Genomic DNA, 14,010 nt, shown 5'->3' with positions numbered 1-14,010 from the left:
TATCCTTCTATTTCTCTATTAGTGACCAACCACATCTTTCGCGTGGTGCTGGAAGAACTTAGTCAAAATTTCTAGGTTTTCTGCTGAAATATCAGTGCGATCACCCATACTCTTCGCTACAGGACCCCATGCGTTCACAGTAAAGTGATTTGAAGGAATTTTCGCGTGACAAGTTGCACAGTAAACGTTGTCCAACTCTTCTGCGTATGACCAAACCGGCTCTAGCGTATCAACCACTGGAGAATCGATCGTTGCCGTTAGAGAAACAGGACGCCACTCGTTGCCGTATACGTCTGCTTTGAACTCGCCAGCTTCAACTGCTTGTTGGCCTTGTTCAGATAGTGTTGCAACAATCGCGCGTTGACCTTCACCCATGTAAAGCACTTGCTCAGCGCCTTTCATTTGGAATGCATTGATCTTAACGGTGCGGTTGTCACCTTCCGCTTTTACAACGTTCAGTTTGGTTGTTGGATTCACCGTACCAAAGTCACCCATGCTGATAGACGTCACTGGGTAAACCACTTTCGCGTCGGCTGCTGTTTTGGTAGTGAAGCTCATCAGTGTTTCAAACGCCTTGCTATCAAGTTCCGCTTCTGGAGCGAAGTGCGCTACACCTTTGTGACAGTCGATACACGTTTGGTCATTCGCTTTGCCGTATGCGTGCATCTTCGCCGCATCACGTGATTGCTCGAACTCTTCCATTGCATCGAAGTCGTGACAAGAACGACAGGTTGCCGAATCGTTTTCACGGAACTGCTCCCAAACCATCTCTGCAAGTTCAGTACGGTGTGCTTCGTACTTCTCTGGCGTGTCGATCTTACCTGTTACAAACTCATGGTAGATGTCTTTTGAAGCGCGGATCTTAGTGACTAAGTAATCCATTGGCTCTTTCGGAATGTGACAGTCTGAACATTCTGCGCGAATACCTTTGGCGTTACTGAAGTGTACTGAGCCTTGGTACTCTTTGTAAGGGATTTCCATAGAGTGACAAGAGAGACAGAACTCAGTGTCGGATGTGTAATGCATCACTGCTGCGGTGCCACCTAAAGTTAGCCAGCCCACACCAATACCCACTGCCACCATTGCGGCGATATAACGTTTTTTAATTGACATAATTAGAAATAAATACTCACAAATTCACATGCTTTGTCGCATATTTACCTCTTTAGTAGTATCTGGTAATTGATCTGAGTCATACGTACACCCTAGGTGGTGACTTATTTTTCGTTATTGAGAGACTCCTTGGCATATTCCATTTTTCTGAAAAATCTTTCTTGACCGAACCTATTCGCCATAACGATAGATGTTGTTTATCAAAGCACTTTTGATATGTTTGTGTGAGATATGAAAACTCGATCACATGGAGGCGATTCAAACGTGTTATCTCTACCCATTTCCACCCCAAGAACTGAGCTTAAACCGCTAACGAAAAGTGATTGGGATCTGTATCGCCGCTTGAGTAGCGAACCACAAATCATTGCACTTTGTTTTGACCCGCCGACCGAAGACGAAATGCGCCAAAAGTTCGAATCACGGCTACCGGCATGGACACCGCAAAGCGAGCATTGGTTGTGTTTGGTGATTTATGAAAAACAAAGTGCACGACCAATCGGCATCACTGGCTTTGTGTTGCAAGATGGTATTGCAGAAGTCGGGTATTTATTGCTGCCAGAATTTTATGGCCAACAGTTTGGTACGGAATCCCTTACCGGTGTGATTGAGTGGGCGTTTGAGCAGCACAAAATTTCTCAGTTTTCCGCCACGGTCACAGAGGGCAATATTGGCTCTGAACGAGTGCTGGAAAAATGTGGCTTCAAACTCATCGAGACCATCCCTGAAGCCTATGAAATAGGTGGGAAAAGATACGCAGATAAGCTCTATTCATTACAAAAATAATATTCACGACAAACAATAAGGACGTGTTTTGCAGAAAGTAGTCATTATCACAGGCGCAAGCCGAGGCATCGGAGCCGCAACCGCCAAATTACTCGCCAAACAAGGCTATGCCGTATGCGTTAACTATCGCGCACAAGCCGAGGCTGCCGCGCAAGTTGTTCGTGAGATTGAGGAGGTTGGCGGTAAAGCCATCGCCATCAAAGCGGATGTTTCCGATGAGCAGCAGGTACTCTCATTGTTTGAACAAACCGAACAAGCACTCGGAAAGGTCACTCATCTCGTCAACAACGTGGGCATCTTATTCACCCAGTCTCGTCTTGCGGACATGAGCCTTGAGCGATTCCAAGCTGTCATGAACGCTAATGTGACGAGCTGTTTTCTTTGTTGCCGAGAAGCAGCAAAACGATTTGAATCTGGCAATGCGATTGTTAATGTTTCTTCTGCCGCATCCCGCTCTGGAGCGCCATTTGAATACGTTGATTACGCTGCCTCAAAAGGTGCAATGGACTCGCTCACCAAGGGGTTATCTTTGGAATTAGCTGAGCAAAACATCCGTGTAAACGGTGTTCGTCCCGGCTGCATTTATACCGATATCCATGCCGATGGCGGCGAGCCGAATCGAGTCGACAGGCTCAGTGAAAAAATCCCTCTTAAGCGAGGAGGCACGGTAGATGAAGTGGCCAATGCCATCGCGTGGCTACTCAGTGATGAAGCATCTTATGTCACAGGTTCGTTTATCGATCTAGCTGGCGGAAATTAAGGAACAGTAATGAAAATCAGATCAGCGACACCCGACGATCTCAATGCGCTCTTTGTATTAAACACGCAAATTAGCGAACTTCACTTTCGTCATGCGCCACATACTTTTGTTCCGCCTTCTGAAGAAGACAGAAATTTTCTCGCAGATGCGCTGGCCGATGATGCTCGATTGGTGCTTATTGCAGAAGAAGGTCAACAAGCACTTGGCTTTATCACTGCGACCATTACCCAAAATGAAACCATCAGCTTTTTAATCAAAGACCCAATTTGCCGCATTGGCACCATCGTTGTCGATGAAAATCAGAAGTCAAAAGGCGTTGGCCGAGCCTTAATGACGGCCGTTGAGCAATGGGCACGCGAGTCAGGTGCAACTCAAGTCCGCTTAGAAGTCATGGAGTTTAACCACAATGCGCAGCAGTTTTACGACAAACTGGGCTTTGCTCCCAACTCCCGTCTTATGATGAAATGTTTGTAACGATCACGACATTTAAGCGAATTTCACCGTTAAAGCTAACGTGAATCGCATTTATCTTTCGCGCTTTCCTTCCCTTTTCGAAAAGACGATATGATGTACGAATAAAGGAGATTCGAACATGATTTATCTTTTCGATTGGGGAAACACCTTAATGGTCGATTTTCCTCACGCACAAGGAAAAATGTGCGATTGGGAACACGTTGAAACCGTTCCTCAAGCCAAAGAGACTCTGGCTCAACTCACACAAGATCACCAAGTTTATATCGCGACTAGCGCATCAGATTCCGCGATGGAAGATGTACAAAAAGCCTTTCAACGAGTCGGGCTCGACCAATACCTTTCTGGCTACTTTTGCTTTGCCAACCTTGGTATTGCCAAGAATCAGTCTGATTTTTATCTTGCGGTCGCAAAACAATTGGGCATTGAGCCGAGCCAACTCACCATGGTTGGCGACTTACCAGAAAAAGACATTTACCCAGCAATGGACGCAGGGTTAAACGTTGTTTGGTTCAATCCTCATGATCTCCCTGCGCCAAGCAAACCCATCCCAAATCAAATACGTTGTTTGTCTGCGTTGCTAAGCATCTAACCGACATACGCACAAATACACTTGAGCCACTAAACTTTATGCACCAATCAAGGAAGATGAATGCAGATTAGACCGATTACCGTCAACGACATTGACCACTTTATTTCGCTCTGGAATCGCGTTTATGAGGAAGGAGAATACTTACGCTCGCCAGCGCCAGACAAAGCGATGCTGAGTGAAGTAATCACTCGTGTGGAAAAAGAATCCATTCCCCAATTTGTGGCCTTCGATGGAAAACGCCTAGTTGGCAGCATCGAAATCTTCCCAGCCGAAATGTGTGGCTACGAAGGAGGTGAGTTCGCTAGAACGGGCATTCTCGGCATTCATATTGACCGCCACTACCGAAACCAAGGGTTAGGAAAGAAGTTGCTCACCACCGCCATTCATAGCGGTTGGCAATATGGCTATGACACTATTGCGTTGAATGTTTACAAAACCAACCACCCTGCGATTGCTTTATATGAGAAGTTTGGCTTCGAGCATTGTGGCGAGTTAGGTGAAGTGCTATTGCCTAACGGCAAATATCTGATGAGTCAGAAAATGGTCTTAAAGCATCCGTAAGTTGATTCTAGTAGCAAGACCACATTGCCTTTGCGATATACTGATCGGAATCCAATATTTACCGCGTACTTGTGATGATTGAATATAAACCCTTATCGCCAAATCAAATCCCGATGGCTTTGCTATTAGAAGCAGATCCAGACCAAGACAACGTTAATCGCTATCTTGCAAACTCATTGAGTTTTGTTGCGGTGGAAGAGAACCAGATCGTCGGAGCATGCTTGGTGCTTCCGCTTTCAGAAACGCAGGCTGAAATCATGAACGTCTCAGTCGCACCTACGCATCAACAACGTGGTATTGGCTCAGATTTATTGCGATTTGCCATTGAAGAGTTAAAAGGCGAATCTTTTCAAAAGTTGATATTAGGAACGGGGACGTTTGGTTACCAACTGACTTACTATCAACGCTTGGGTTTCAGGGTAGAGAGCGTGGATAAAGATCACTTCTTACTCCACTACCCAGAACCAATTTGGGAGAACGGTATCCAGCACAAAGACATGCTGCGTCTGTATCTAGACCTTTAAACATAAAGGCTTAGTTAGCTTTTCATATCCAACTTTTTACCCAAGTATTCAATTTCAAAAGTCGCATACCCAAGCTGTACCGCTTCAAAAGAGTACATCAGGTTTTGCGCCTGCTGGGCATCTTTCGCCAATACGGCGACGGAGTAAATTGGACGCTCAACACCATTGTCCAACACTTGGGTATTGATGTAAGACGACGTGACTAAGCCAGAGTTGTTCAAGCTGATCACTCGCTGCAAGTCGACACCCAATACACGGTCCATTTCTAACGCCTCGATGCCCTCTTTCCAACGTAACGTCACACTGTAGTTATCACTTTCTGGCGTGTTATCTAACCATTTGGCGCCTAGTGGTTGAATGCTCGCGATCTTCACCAAGTCTTGCTGGTACATAGGTAAGTCCTGCAATTTAGTGGCAACTTCCGCCTCGTTATCAGCCGACAACACGAAATGCAGAATCTGTACTGGTTTACCATCGATACTGCTTGGTAAAACAAACATGTCTTTCACATCACCTTGTTCGATCAGTTGGCTAAAGGCCGCTTTCTGTTCTGGCAATGTTTTGAGAACCTGTTCCGAATCATTGGTGTTCCAAGCCAGTTCCACACCGTAATCAGCAGCAAAGCTAGAGAAAGAAGCCACAGTAAGCGTGCTTAATAGAATGATTTTTTTCATAAGGTTACCTTTCACTTAACGATTTTCTTTTTTGCTTCAATATAAATTCAATGTTGTGGATCGCTTGATTACCAACGACTGCGGTATGCACGATGACAGCTTCGGCAAGTACTCTGAGCTTGCTTAAGTCCTGCCTCAGCCGATGAAACTTGTTGGTTCTGCGCAGCTTGATACAACTGTGCAAACCCTTCATCCATTTGAAGCATCAAGCGATTGAAGTTATCTGGTTTGCTCCACACTTCTTTCTTCGCTTTGCTCTCAGCTTGGCTTCCCTCTGGAAACGCTTGTTGCAGTTGTGCGCTGTGGCGAGTGAGCTCAACACCAATCTGCTCTAGCGCGTGCCAATCGGTATTGCTGCCTTTCAATGTTTTATCGGCTTGTTTCGACAGAGACTCTATTTGCTCAAATGCATTCTGACGCGTTTCGATTTGAGCGCTGAAGTCTTGGGCAAACACTGTTGTTGATACAAAGATGGTCGGTAAAAGTGCAATCAGTGCCAATGTCTTTTTCATTTCGTTCTCCTGGTTTTTCGTTATTGCTGTGTGGTTGCAAATAAATTTACACAACAATTATTGCGCATGCAACTATTGTTGTGTAAATTACCGTAAAGAAGATCATCACACCGAGAAAAGATCAAGGTAATTATGAAAATTTGGGATTTAGCAACGCGACTTTATCACTGGGCTCAAGCCCTACTATTTATAGCCTTGATGGCATCTGGATTGTCTGGCAATGGCCCCCATGTTCAATTGGGATTAGCGTTATTCACTTTGTTGTTATGGCGATTGACTTGGGGAGTTATCGGCAGCGAGACCAGTTTGTTTCGCCAGTTTCTCCGCTCGCCAAAAGGTGTCATTACTTACTTAAAAGGTAAATCGGCGGCGACTGTGGGTCATAATCCTGCAGGCGGCTGGATGGTGGCGGCACTACTGACGACATTGCTACTTCAATGTATCTCAGGAATGGCGCTTGGCGGCTTATTCGATACGTGGCCATATTCCGATGTTTGGCTTAACGACAACGTATTTGTAGGGATTGAGTGGTTACACCTGACCTTGGCCGATCTTTTGCCTATACTGATCGCCTTACATGTTGGTGCGATCCTTTTCTATAAACTAAGAGGTAAACCCTTGTTGAAAGCGATGATCACAGGTAAACAACCCCAAATGAACAAGCAGACACTCATCACGGAACAGAAAATTGTCTATCTCGCGCCGCAAAGCCGTGCTTTTGGGGTGCTAGTTGCTGCAACATTGGTTACCATGGCAATCGTTGCTTTATCATAAGAGTAAGAAAATGAGCGAACAGTTTGACAGACAAGACAGCTTTGGCTGGATGATCAATGTCGTTGCACACGATGCAGCGAAACGATTTGAAGCCGAGCTCAAAAAGCACGGACTTACCGTTGCACTTTGGCCGACCATGATGTGTTTGTGGGAAGAAGAAGGCGTGACGCAGCGCGATATCGCAGCGAAATCTAAAGTAGAAAACTCGACCACGACTCGTACCTTAGACAAGTTGGAGAAGTTAGGTTTGGTAGAGCGCCATCCCGATCCAAACAGCCGCCGCTCGTTCCGTATTTATCTAACGGAAGAAGGACGAAGCCTTAAAGAAACCTTGGTGCCAATCCCACTGGCTGTTAATAAAGAGCTGATGAGTCCGCTAGAGCCAGCAGAGCAAAAAGAGATGCTTCGCTTGCTAAAAAAGTTGGTCGCAGAGATTTAGCGCTTCGCTAAGTTTTTCCAACCTAAGAATAAACAAAGCCCCAAGTTCTGCGCTTGGGGCTTTGTACTTTTCTGCTCGCGCCAGGTTGCCTGATGTCTAGCAACCTTCTGTAACATGCCCTCTAACCACCGAGCGCGTCGACGCTTGATTAACGTAATAGAAATAGCACGCTTCACGTTCCAAGGTGTACCCTTGCGGCCAAATATACACCACACGATCTAAGCCAGAATGATCAGCGAACTGATACTCAGGAATCGCAACAAAATAGGCACTGTTTGGGAATTGATTGCCCATAATGCAAAAATCGCTGCCTTCACACGGCTTATCAATGGGTGAATTGCCTTTGGCAGGCAGACCAATCTCTAACAATGCTCGTATGCTATTTGCACTGGCTTCTGGCATCCCACTGAGCATGTTCACTTGATGATCAATGTACGTCATTTGTCTACGCTCCTGCGCACCATCAATCATCACTTTGGCATGGAAGAATTTAAGAGACGTCCCCAGAGAAGACTGCGAACTGTGCAGCATAGAAACGTAAGCTTGACGGTGAATATCGAGCAGAATTGGCAAGGCAGCGAGAGCGATCGAACCCAAGGTTGCTAAGACGATGGTGATTTCCATCAACGTAAATCCTTTTGTTTTCACTTTCGACTCTCAGCATACAGACAGATGATAGGGATTCGCTCCCACATCCATGTGAGAACCGAGCCAATATATCGCTGAAATTACGCAGAGAAACGCGCAAATGATAAGAAAAAACGAGGGAATCGAGAACTTGAGAGTGACCGCCAAATTACCTTGAAACAAGCGGCTAAAGTAACGTAGAAATTCGACTGAATTCAAAACCTTGAAGCACACCAAAAGCCAATAAGTGTCTGTTTCTAAAATAAGAATTCAGCTCAATTAATACTTTTTATGTATTCAAAAATGTCATTTACTTGCTTTTCACTCAGCACAGATTTGAATGGTGGCATTGCACCGCTTTGACCATTCTCCCCTTCCAATACCGTCCCTATTAACTCCACTTTTGTTCCGAATGGATTGGTCAGTTCATCAAAAATATTATCGGGGTTGATGTTCGTCGCCTTGGCCACCAATCCATCACCATGCCCTTTATCACCATGACAAGAGACACAGTAAGATTCAAAATGCTGCTTACCCGCAGCAAGATCCGCTTCGCCATATTGGTTGTCAGTGAACCATTTGTAACCCGCAAAACCAGAACTGGAAGCCAGTAATAACAAAACAGCAGAGAAAAAGAGTTTGCACATGAGAACCCCTTGTCTTCGTTTAATCAATGAAGACAAGGTAACGAGGGGGATGTCGAAAAAGTGTTGATTAGGTGTTGAGCAACGGCACGTTATTGCGGATTAAACCTCGGCGTACGCTGGTGCACATTTTGCCAAATCGGCGGATTTCATCAAACTGAGGCGTGATACCGCGATCCATTGCAGATTCCCAATAGCTCAGTTCAGAATCGACCATTTCCAACAGTTTTTTTGGGCAACCGATGCATTTACCCTCAGGGCCACAAACAAAGGTCTCCGATTCATAAATCGGCAATTCTGCTTTCACTTGTTCAATGATATTGCGCATCGCGCTCATTCGATCTGGCTTGACGGTCATCATCCGACTCCACAAACATGTAAGGAGCCGGATTGTACTCTCTGGCACGCAAATGTCCCTACCTAATTTAGGTATATTTTACGTTTCTGCTTTGCAACCTTTGATTTAAACATTGGTAGCTCAGGCTTTTTCACCACTAGGTAGACCGCCGTCGCCGCTAATACAAAGCCAATAATGCCCATCCAATCAAACGACTCACCGAAGACAAACCAAGCTTGAAGCGCCGTGGTCGGAGGCACAAGGTAGAACACCGAAGCAACACTCGATGCCGCGCCATTCTTCACCATGTACAGCAGCAACAGAATCGCCACACAGGACAGCACAACCACGAGCCAGACTAAAGTAAGAATGAATTCCGTCGTCCATTGCACCTGCATAGTTTCAAACTGCATCGCGATTGGTAGGAACATGGCCAATGCCGCTAAATACTGCACGGTCGCGCCGCCTACCATATCCACTTGTTGGCAATATTTCTTTTGATACAAAGTGCCAAGCGTAATACCAAACAACGACGACAAGCACACACCAATGGCTAAGGTTTTGTGCAAATCGGATTGCCACTCCATCTTGCCCATGAGCACCATAGCAATGCCGACAAACCCCAAGGACAAACCAATCCACTGTGATGGTTTGAACTGCTCAGAAGCGAACGCCACCAGCAATACGGCCGTCAAAATAGGTTGTATTCCGACGAGTAGCGAACTTAAGCCCGCCGGCATTCCCAAACTGATGGCAAAGTACGTCCCGCCTAGGTAAAAGCCGTGAATCAATATCCCGACAACGCAGCTGTGCCAAAAGTCTTTTCCCGTTGGAATGCGACGACGCAGAAAAGCCACAATCACCAAAAACAACAGGACATTGGACGCCATGCGAATCGACAACAAGGTCGCAGGCTCGGCGTATTGCAAACCAAATCGCGCACCAACAAATCCAGAAGCCCAAAGGATCACGAACACAAAAGGAATGGCTCTGATTAACATGATTCGCCCTCACTCTACTTACTTTTAAATCTTGAATGTTTTTAATCTCGAATGTTGCTAATGTAGTTAGGTACAGTGTTTTCAAAAAGTGACAGATGGAAGTGTTTTTATGGGTACAGATTTAGCAAGTACACTTGATGCCAATAAGTATTTGATCGTGGAGAAGCATCTCAAACAAGCGATCAGCAATGGGGTTTATCAGCCGGACGACAAGTTGCCTTCCATCCGTCAATTGAGCACGGAACTCAAGGTAAGTAAGAACACGGTGATCCGCGCTTATCAGGAACTAGAAGCACAAAGCATGGTTTATTCGGTGCCAAAATCTGGTTATCGAGTAAAGCCAACCGAGCGACATGAAGCCAAGATCACTAAACCTACGCGCGTGGACTTGCTCTCGGTGTGCAAACAAATCCTTACCTATCCCGAGTATCAAGAGCTGCTTCCGACGGGCTCAGCACACCCAAACATTGACGCGCCAGCCATCAAAAGCCTGTATGCCGAAATTGGCCGCCAGAGTCGCCAACAAAGCCATATTTCCAGCCATTATCAATTGCCACCCGGTGATGACTTGTTGGTCAAACAGCTGGCGAAGATCACCCAAGATCTGGGAACGCCGGCAAACGTGGATGATCTTTTGGTTACCCATGGTGCGCAGCAAGCGATCAGTCTTGCACTTAGAGCAACAACACAGACAGGGGACATTGTTGCGGTGGAATCGCCCTGCTATTTCGGCAACTTGTTGATGCTCGAATCCCTCGGTTTGCAGGTGGTCGAGATCCCTAGTTGCCCTCGTGATGGTATGGATCCAGACGCGCTGGAAAAAGCCATGGCAACGTGGGAGATCAAAGTCATTATTGTCACGCCAAACTTCACCAACCCAACAGGCTCAATGATGCCCCTTGAAAGGCGAGAGCGACTGCTTAAGGTTTCTGAAGATATTCCAATCATTGAAGATGATGTATTTGGCGCGTTAAGTTACGACGAACCCTTGCCAAGCTTGCGCAAATTGGACGAGAAACAACGGGTGATTTACGTCAACTCCTTGTCGAAAACGCTCGATTCACGCCTTCGTATTGGTTGGATGCTAGCGGGACGTTATCGCGCTCAAGTCGAGCAATACCTATTGTGTGAAAACATGGGCAGTTTGAACTTGATGCAATCGGCAGTGGGCACTTTCCTAACCTCAGGCAAATACCGCACTCACACTGCGCGTATGTGCCGTGTTTACCAAGCCAACGTCAGACGATATTTGCAGATGCTCAATCAATGCTTGGATGCACACTTTGAACTAAAGAATCGCTATCAAATCAATGCGGTGCAAGGTTCATTCTTGCTTTGGTTACGCTTGCCACCCAAAACTGACAGCTACGCGCTTTATCAAGCCTGTAACGAACACAAAATCAGTATTCTGCCCGGCTCGGTATTTGGCACTCAGGGACAGTATCAAAACTGCATTCGTCTTAGCGTGGCGAACTTTGGAGCGGAGAAAAACTGGCTCCCTGCAATGGAAACGCTGGCAACACTGATTGCTCAACACGCCAAATAGTCGCTCTAGACGTTTCGTTCCAAGCATTCCGCTCCAAAAACATTCAGCACCAGAAACAACAAAGCCTCCGCAATTGGGAGGCTTTGATATGAGTTCTCTGAGCTATCTGCTCAACCAAACACAGAGTGTTAGCGAGGTAATTGCCACAATCTGGCTACGTTTTCAGCCAAGTTCGCAAGGTTCACGTCGGCTTCTTCTATAGCTTCTGGCAAACTCATTGCGCGTGGTACACATACAAATACCGCGTCAATGCCACACTCGTAGACTGCTTGGAAGTTATCACCTGTGCAGCCTGCTAGGGCAATGACAGGCAAACCATACTCTTTCGCCACTTTAGCCACACCCATTGGTGTTTTGCCATGCACAGTTTGGTGATCAATACGACCTTCGCCAGTAAAGACAATATCAGCGTCTGCTACGTGCTCTGCGAGTTTTACGGTGTCTAGTACAATCTCGATACCCGGCTTCAAGCGTGCAGGTAGGTAGCCAAGCAACGCCGCGCCCATACCACCGGCAGCGCCCGCGCCTTTTTGAGTCAACACATGCTTGCCTGTCACTTGCTCAGTCAGTTCACCGTATTTGCTTAGAGCAGAATCTAGCAGCTCAACATCCGCCGGTGTCGCGCCCTTCTGTAGGCCAAAAATCGCTGATGCACCTTTCTCGCCACACAATGGGTTGTCCACATCGCATGCCACCAGCACTTCGCAGTCCGCTAAGCGAGTGTCGAGCCCAGACACATCAATGCTTGCTAGCTCAACTAAACCGCCACCGTTAGGAGTGATAGGCTGACCAGCACTGTCTAGAAACTTAACACCTAAAGCCGCCAGCATACCCGTGCCGCCGTCATTGGTTGCACTGCCACCCAAGCCAATAATCAAGCGTTGAATTCCGCGATCAAGCGCATTCAGAATCAACTGGCCGGTACCAAAGCTGCTGGTGTTTTTTGGGTCACGTTGCTCACTTGGCACAAGGTGCAAACCACTTGCCTCTGCCATTTCGATCACTGCGGTTTCACCGTCACCTAGAATGCCGTAAAACGCCTCAACATCATTGCCAAGTGGGGCTTTTACGGTCACGAAAACCTGCTCACCTTCAGTCGCATCAATCAAAGATTGAACTGTCCCTTCACCACCATCAGCAACAGGCACCGTAACGAATTCAGCATCGTGCCAAACACGAGACAAACCGCTCTTGATGGCGTCACTCACTTGTTTGGCGGTCAAGCTCTCTTTAAACGAATCTGGGGCAATCACAACTTTCATTTCATTCTCCTGAAAACAGCACGCTGCGAGCGACAAGTCGCAGGTCATCGATGTGGCCATTCTCACTTAAAAACTTGGCATATTCTTTAGTCAAACATCCAAACAGTACTGACTACGTTTGAATTATCTTGTGCATTTGCACAATTAGCTAATTTAGCTTTCTTAACTGGCTTGCGATATACAGCTCGGTCAATCCCGTAAAATCTTGCGTCGAAATGCCCGTCACTTCACTGATTCTATCCAGACGATACCTCAGGGTATTTCTATGAATATACAGAGCCTTAGCACAGTCATTGGCGTTACCATTGGCTTGAAAATACGCCTCTAAAGTTTTTACCAACTGTCCAGATTTGTCTGCCGAAACCAAAGCTGCCATCGCTTGAGCGAGTTGTTCACCTTGCCAAGAATCGGCTAAAGGGGCGAGTAACACAGGTAAGCGGTATTCAGAGAAGCTCAACATGGTTTGTTCTGGATGAGAGCGACGACCGACAGCAAGCACTTGCTTGGCACTTTGGTAGGAGAGAGGAAGCTGCTGTGCGCCATCAAAACGTTGCCCAATCGCTAGACGGACATCATCAATTTGATTAGCAGTTAAGCGGCGCTGAATGCTCTCCAGCACACCTTGGTCACCATTCGAAGAAGAACGTAAAGACTTGAGAACAACGATTTCATTCATCGACATGATCGCCACCAACGGCTTATCTTCATAGCGATACAGCACGTCAACTAGGCCGCGCACGCTGTTCAAACTAACAGGCGCATTCTCTGCCTTAAGCTCAATTACGACAGCAACTCGTGGTGTTGCTAAATCGATGGAAAGGCGCTGCGCCCAATCGTGCAACTCAGAATCGCCAAGCTGTTGGTTCAACCATGCTGAAACAAACTCTTCTTGATGGCGGCGATCCCATTGCAATTGCTCCACCAGCGAAGCTTGTTCAATCGTCAGTTCCGCTGTCATCTTCACTAACTGAGCGAACGCTCGGATGTGTTCAGGGTTACCAGTCACACCCACCACGCCAACGACTTCACCTTTAAAGTGCAGCAGCATATTGATGCCCGGTTTCACGCCTTGCAATGATTGGCAACTTTGCTCATCCAACTCTAACGAGTCACCATGATTCAGCGCCAGCACTGCACCATCGTGCTTTTGACCAATACGCTCAGCATCGCCGCTGCCAATAATGGTTCCTGCCGCGTTCATCACATTGATGTTATGACCAATGATCGACATGGTGCGATCGACAATTTGCTGCGCGAGTGTGTGGTCGAGAATCACCATTTCCGTTCCTAAAATCTCCACGATTGAGGCGTCAATAAATCACACTTTGTCTTCTATCGCCATGATATTGAACCGGTATCGACGTCAAAGTGTTATACCGACCAATTAACC

General features: G+C 46.6%; 18 protein-coding genes. 9 read left to right on the top strand and 9 right to left on the bottom strand.

The genetic code is table 11. The annotated features are described in order from the left end of the window. Positions 1–18: 18 nt before the first annotated feature. Complete coding sequence (locus ATB78_RS25340; protein WP_009706835.1) at positions 19–1,113, bottom strand: NapC/NirT family cytochrome c; 1,095 nt, start codon at positions 1,111–1,113, stop codon at positions 19–21. A gap of 231 nt (positions 1,114–1,344) precedes the next feature. Between ATB78_RS25340 and ATB78_RS25335 the strand changes: the two genes are divergently transcribed. The 6 genes from ATB78_RS25335 to ATB78_RS25310 all read left to right on the top strand — a co-directional run bounded on the left by ATB78_RS25335 (position 1,345) and on the right by ATB78_RS25310 (position 4,804). Continuing rightward, a complete protein-coding gene (locus ATB78_RS25335; protein ID WP_061010944.1) occupies positions 1,345–1,896 on the top strand; it encodes a GNAT family N-acetyltransferase in 552 nt (183 codons plus the stop codon). Positions 1,897–1,924: 28 nt separating this feature from the next. After that, entirely contained in the window at positions 1,925–2,656 is a 732-nt protein-coding gene (locus tag ATB78_RS25330) for an SDR family oxidoreductase (protein WP_061010943.1), read from the top strand. A 9-nt stretch (positions 2,657–2,665) separates the two neighbouring features. Beyond that, on the top strand, positions 2,666–3,130 hold the full coding sequence (locus tag ATB78_RS25325; RefSeq protein ID WP_061010942.1) for a GNAT family N-acetyltransferase: 465 nt from the start codon (positions 2,666–2,668) through the stop codon (positions 3,128–3,130). Between the two features lie 118 nt (positions 3,131–3,248). Continuing rightward, the gene (locus ATB78_RS25320) at positions 3,249–3,719 is read left to right on the top strand and encodes an HAD family hydrolase (RefSeq protein ID WP_061010941.1); all 471 of its coding nucleotides are present in this window, start codon (positions 3,249–3,251) and stop codon (positions 3,717–3,719) included. A gap of 60 nt (positions 3,720–3,779) precedes the next feature. Continuing rightward, complete coding sequence (locus ATB78_RS25315) at positions 3,780–4,280, top strand: GNAT family N-acetyltransferase (protein ID WP_061010940.1); 501 nt, start codon at positions 3,780–3,782, stop codon at positions 4,278–4,280. Positions 4,281–4,354: 74 nt separating this feature from the next. Further along, positions 4,355–4,804 (top strand): GNAT family N-acetyltransferase, encoded by a 450-nt coding sequence (locus tag ATB78_RS25310; protein WP_061010939.1) that lies wholly within the window; start codon positions 4,355–4,357, stop codon positions 4,802–4,804. A 14-nt stretch (positions 4,805–4,818) separates the two neighbouring features. Here the strand turns inward: ATB78_RS25310 and ATB78_RS25305 are convergent, their stop codons facing one another. Both ATB78_RS25305 and ATB78_RS25300 read right to left on the bottom strand, forming a co-directional pair. Continuing rightward, positions 4,819–5,478, bottom strand: coding sequence for a hypothetical protein (locus ATB78_RS25305; RefSeq protein WP_061010938.1), 660 nt, complete (start codon positions 5,476–5,478; stop codon positions 4,819–4,821). 68 nt (positions 5,479–5,546) lie between these two features. After that, positions 5,547–5,990 carry a cytochrome c gene (locus tag ATB78_RS25300; RefSeq protein ID WP_020195147.1) on the bottom strand — a complete coding sequence of 148 codons (444 nt, stop codon included), beginning with the start codon at positions 5,988–5,990 and terminating at the stop codon, positions 5,547–5,549. 132 nt (positions 5,991–6,122) lie between these two features. Between ATB78_RS25300 and ATB78_RS25295 the strand changes: the two genes are divergently transcribed. Both ATB78_RS25295 and ATB78_RS25290 read left to right on the top strand, forming a co-directional pair. Next, positions 6,123–6,764, top strand: coding sequence for a cytochrome b/b6 domain-containing protein (locus ATB78_RS25295; protein ID WP_061010937.1), 642 nt, complete (start codon positions 6,123–6,125; stop codon positions 6,762–6,764). 10 nt (positions 6,765–6,774) lie between these two features. Next, positions 6,775–7,203 carry a MarR family transcriptional regulator gene (locus tag ATB78_RS25290; RefSeq protein ID WP_005435347.1) on the top strand — a complete coding sequence of 143 codons (429 nt, stop codon included), beginning with the start codon at positions 6,775–6,777 and terminating at the stop codon, positions 7,201–7,203. A 96-nt stretch (positions 7,204–7,299) separates the two neighbouring features. On the opposite strand, the gene ATB78_RS25285 is transcribed toward ATB78_RS25290, so the two are convergent. From ATB78_RS25285 to ATB78_RS25270, 4 genes are all read right to left on the bottom strand, one after another. After that, the gene (locus ATB78_RS25285) at positions 7,300–7,827 is read right to left on the bottom strand and encodes a hypothetical protein (protein ID WP_061010936.1); all 528 of its coding nucleotides are present in this window, start codon (positions 7,825–7,827) and stop codon (positions 7,300–7,302) included. A 278-nt stretch (positions 7,828–8,105) separates the two neighbouring features. After that, positions 8,106–8,477, bottom strand: a complete 372-nt coding sequence (locus ATB78_RS25280) for a cytochrome c (protein WP_061010935.1) — start codon at positions 8,475–8,477, stop codon at positions 8,106–8,108. Between the two features lie 67 nt (positions 8,478–8,544). Next, entirely contained in the window at positions 8,545–8,832 is a 288-nt protein-coding gene (locus ATB78_RS25275) for a hypothetical protein (RefSeq protein ID WP_061010934.1), read from the bottom strand. 62 nt (positions 8,833–8,894) lie between these two features. Next, positions 8,895–9,812 (bottom strand): DMT family transporter, encoded by a 918-nt coding sequence (locus ATB78_RS25270; protein WP_061010933.1) that lies wholly within the window; start codon positions 9,810–9,812, stop codon positions 8,895–8,897. 109 nt (positions 9,813–9,921) lie between these two features. On the opposite strand from ATB78_RS25270, the gene ATB78_RS25265 reads away from it, so the two are divergent. Then, a complete protein-coding gene (locus ATB78_RS25265; protein ID WP_061010932.1) occupies positions 9,922–11,358 on the top strand; it encodes a PLP-dependent aminotransferase family protein in 1,437 nt (478 codons plus the stop codon). A 128-nt stretch (positions 11,359–11,486) separates the two neighbouring features. Here ATB78_RS25265 and ATB78_RS25260 read toward each other — a convergent pair whose 3' ends face one another. Next, positions 11,487–12,620 (bottom strand): glycerate kinase, encoded by a 1,134-nt coding sequence (locus ATB78_RS25260; protein ID WP_061010931.1) that lies wholly within the window; start codon positions 12,618–12,620, stop codon positions 11,487–11,489. Positions 12,621–12,768: 148 nt separating this feature from the next. After that, positions 12,769–13,899 carry a sugar diacid recognition domain-containing protein gene (locus ATB78_RS25255; RefSeq protein ID WP_061010930.1) on the bottom strand — a complete coding sequence of 377 codons (1,131 nt, stop codon included), beginning with the start codon at positions 13,897–13,899 and terminating at the stop codon, positions 12,769–12,771. Positions 13,900–14,010: the final 111 nt, after the last annotated feature.

It is taken from the genome of Vibrio sp. CUB2 (genome assembly GCF_001557945.1).
Lineage (GTDB): Bacteria > Pseudomonadota > Gammaproteobacteria > Enterobacterales > Vibrionaceae > Vibrio > Vibrio owensii.
This window is presented reverse-complemented; position numbering and strand designations above follow the sequence as displayed.

What these genes read in the sequence shown, in the direction of transcription:
- ATB78_RS25325 (WP_061010942.1), top strand. Translation starts at nt 2,666, where the DNA reads ATGAAAATCAGATCAGCGACACCCGACGATCTCAATGCGCTCTTTGTA.
- ATB78_RS25285 (WP_061010936.1), bottom strand. Translation starts at nt 7,827, where the DNA reads ATGGAAATCACCATCGTCTTAGCAACCTTGGGTTCGATCGCTCTCGCT.
- ATB78_RS25255 (WP_061010930.1), bottom strand. Translation starts at nt 13,899, where the DNA reads ATGGTGATTCTCGACCACACACTCGCGCAGCAAATTGTCGATCGCACC.
- ATB78_RS25295 (WP_061010937.1), top strand. Translation starts at nt 6,123, where the DNA reads ATGAAAATTTGGGATTTAGCAACGCGACTTTATCACTGGGCTCAAGCC.
- ATB78_RS25305 (WP_061010938.1), bottom strand. Translation starts at nt 5,478, where the DNA reads ATGAAAAAAATCATTCTATTAAGCACGCTTACTGTGGCTTCTTTCTCT.
- ATB78_RS25280 (WP_061010935.1), bottom strand. Translation starts at nt 8,477, where the DNA reads ATGTGCAAACTCTTTTTCTCTGCTGTTTTGTTATTACTGGCTTCCAGT.
- ATB78_RS25335 (WP_061010944.1), top strand. Translation starts at nt 1,345, where the DNA reads ATGAAAACTCGATCACATGGAGGCGATTCAAACGTGTTATCTCTACCC.
- ATB78_RS25270 (WP_061010933.1), bottom strand. Translation starts at nt 9,812, where the DNA reads ATGTTAATCAGAGCCATTCCTTTTGTGTTCGTGATCCTTTGGGCTTCT.
- ATB78_RS25340 (WP_009706835.1), bottom strand. Translation starts at nt 1,113, where the DNA reads ATGTCAATTAAAAAACGTTATATCGCCGCAATGGTGGCAGTGGGTATT.
- ATB78_RS25265 (WP_061010932.1), top strand. Translation starts at nt 9,922, where the DNA reads ATGGGTACAGATTTAGCAAGTACACTTGATGCCAATAAGTATTTGATC.
- ATB78_RS25300 (WP_020195147.1), bottom strand. Translation starts at nt 5,990, where the DNA reads ATGAAAAAGACATTGGCACTGATTGCACTTTTACCGACCATCTTTGTA.
- ATB78_RS25320 (WP_061010941.1), top strand. Translation starts at nt 3,249, where the DNA reads ATGATTTATCTTTTCGATTGGGGAAACACCTTAATGGTCGATTTTCCT.
- ATB78_RS25260 (WP_061010931.1), bottom strand. Translation starts at nt 12,620, where the DNA reads ATGAAAGTTGTGATTGCCCCAGATTCGTTTAAAGAGAGCTTGACCGCC.
- ATB78_RS25315 (WP_061010940.1), top strand. Translation starts at nt 3,780, where the DNA reads ATGCAGATTAGACCGATTACCGTCAACGACATTGACCACTTTATTTCG.
- ATB78_RS25310 (WP_061010939.1), top strand. Translation starts at nt 4,355, where the DNA reads ATGATTGAATATAAACCCTTATCGCCAAATCAAATCCCGATGGCTTTG.
- ATB78_RS25275 (WP_061010934.1), bottom strand. Translation starts at nt 8,832, where the DNA reads ATGACCGTCAAGCCAGATCGAATGAGCGCGATGCGCAATATCATTGAA.
- ATB78_RS25290 (WP_005435347.1), top strand. Translation starts at nt 6,775, where the DNA reads ATGAGCGAACAGTTTGACAGACAAGACAGCTTTGGCTGGATGATCAAT.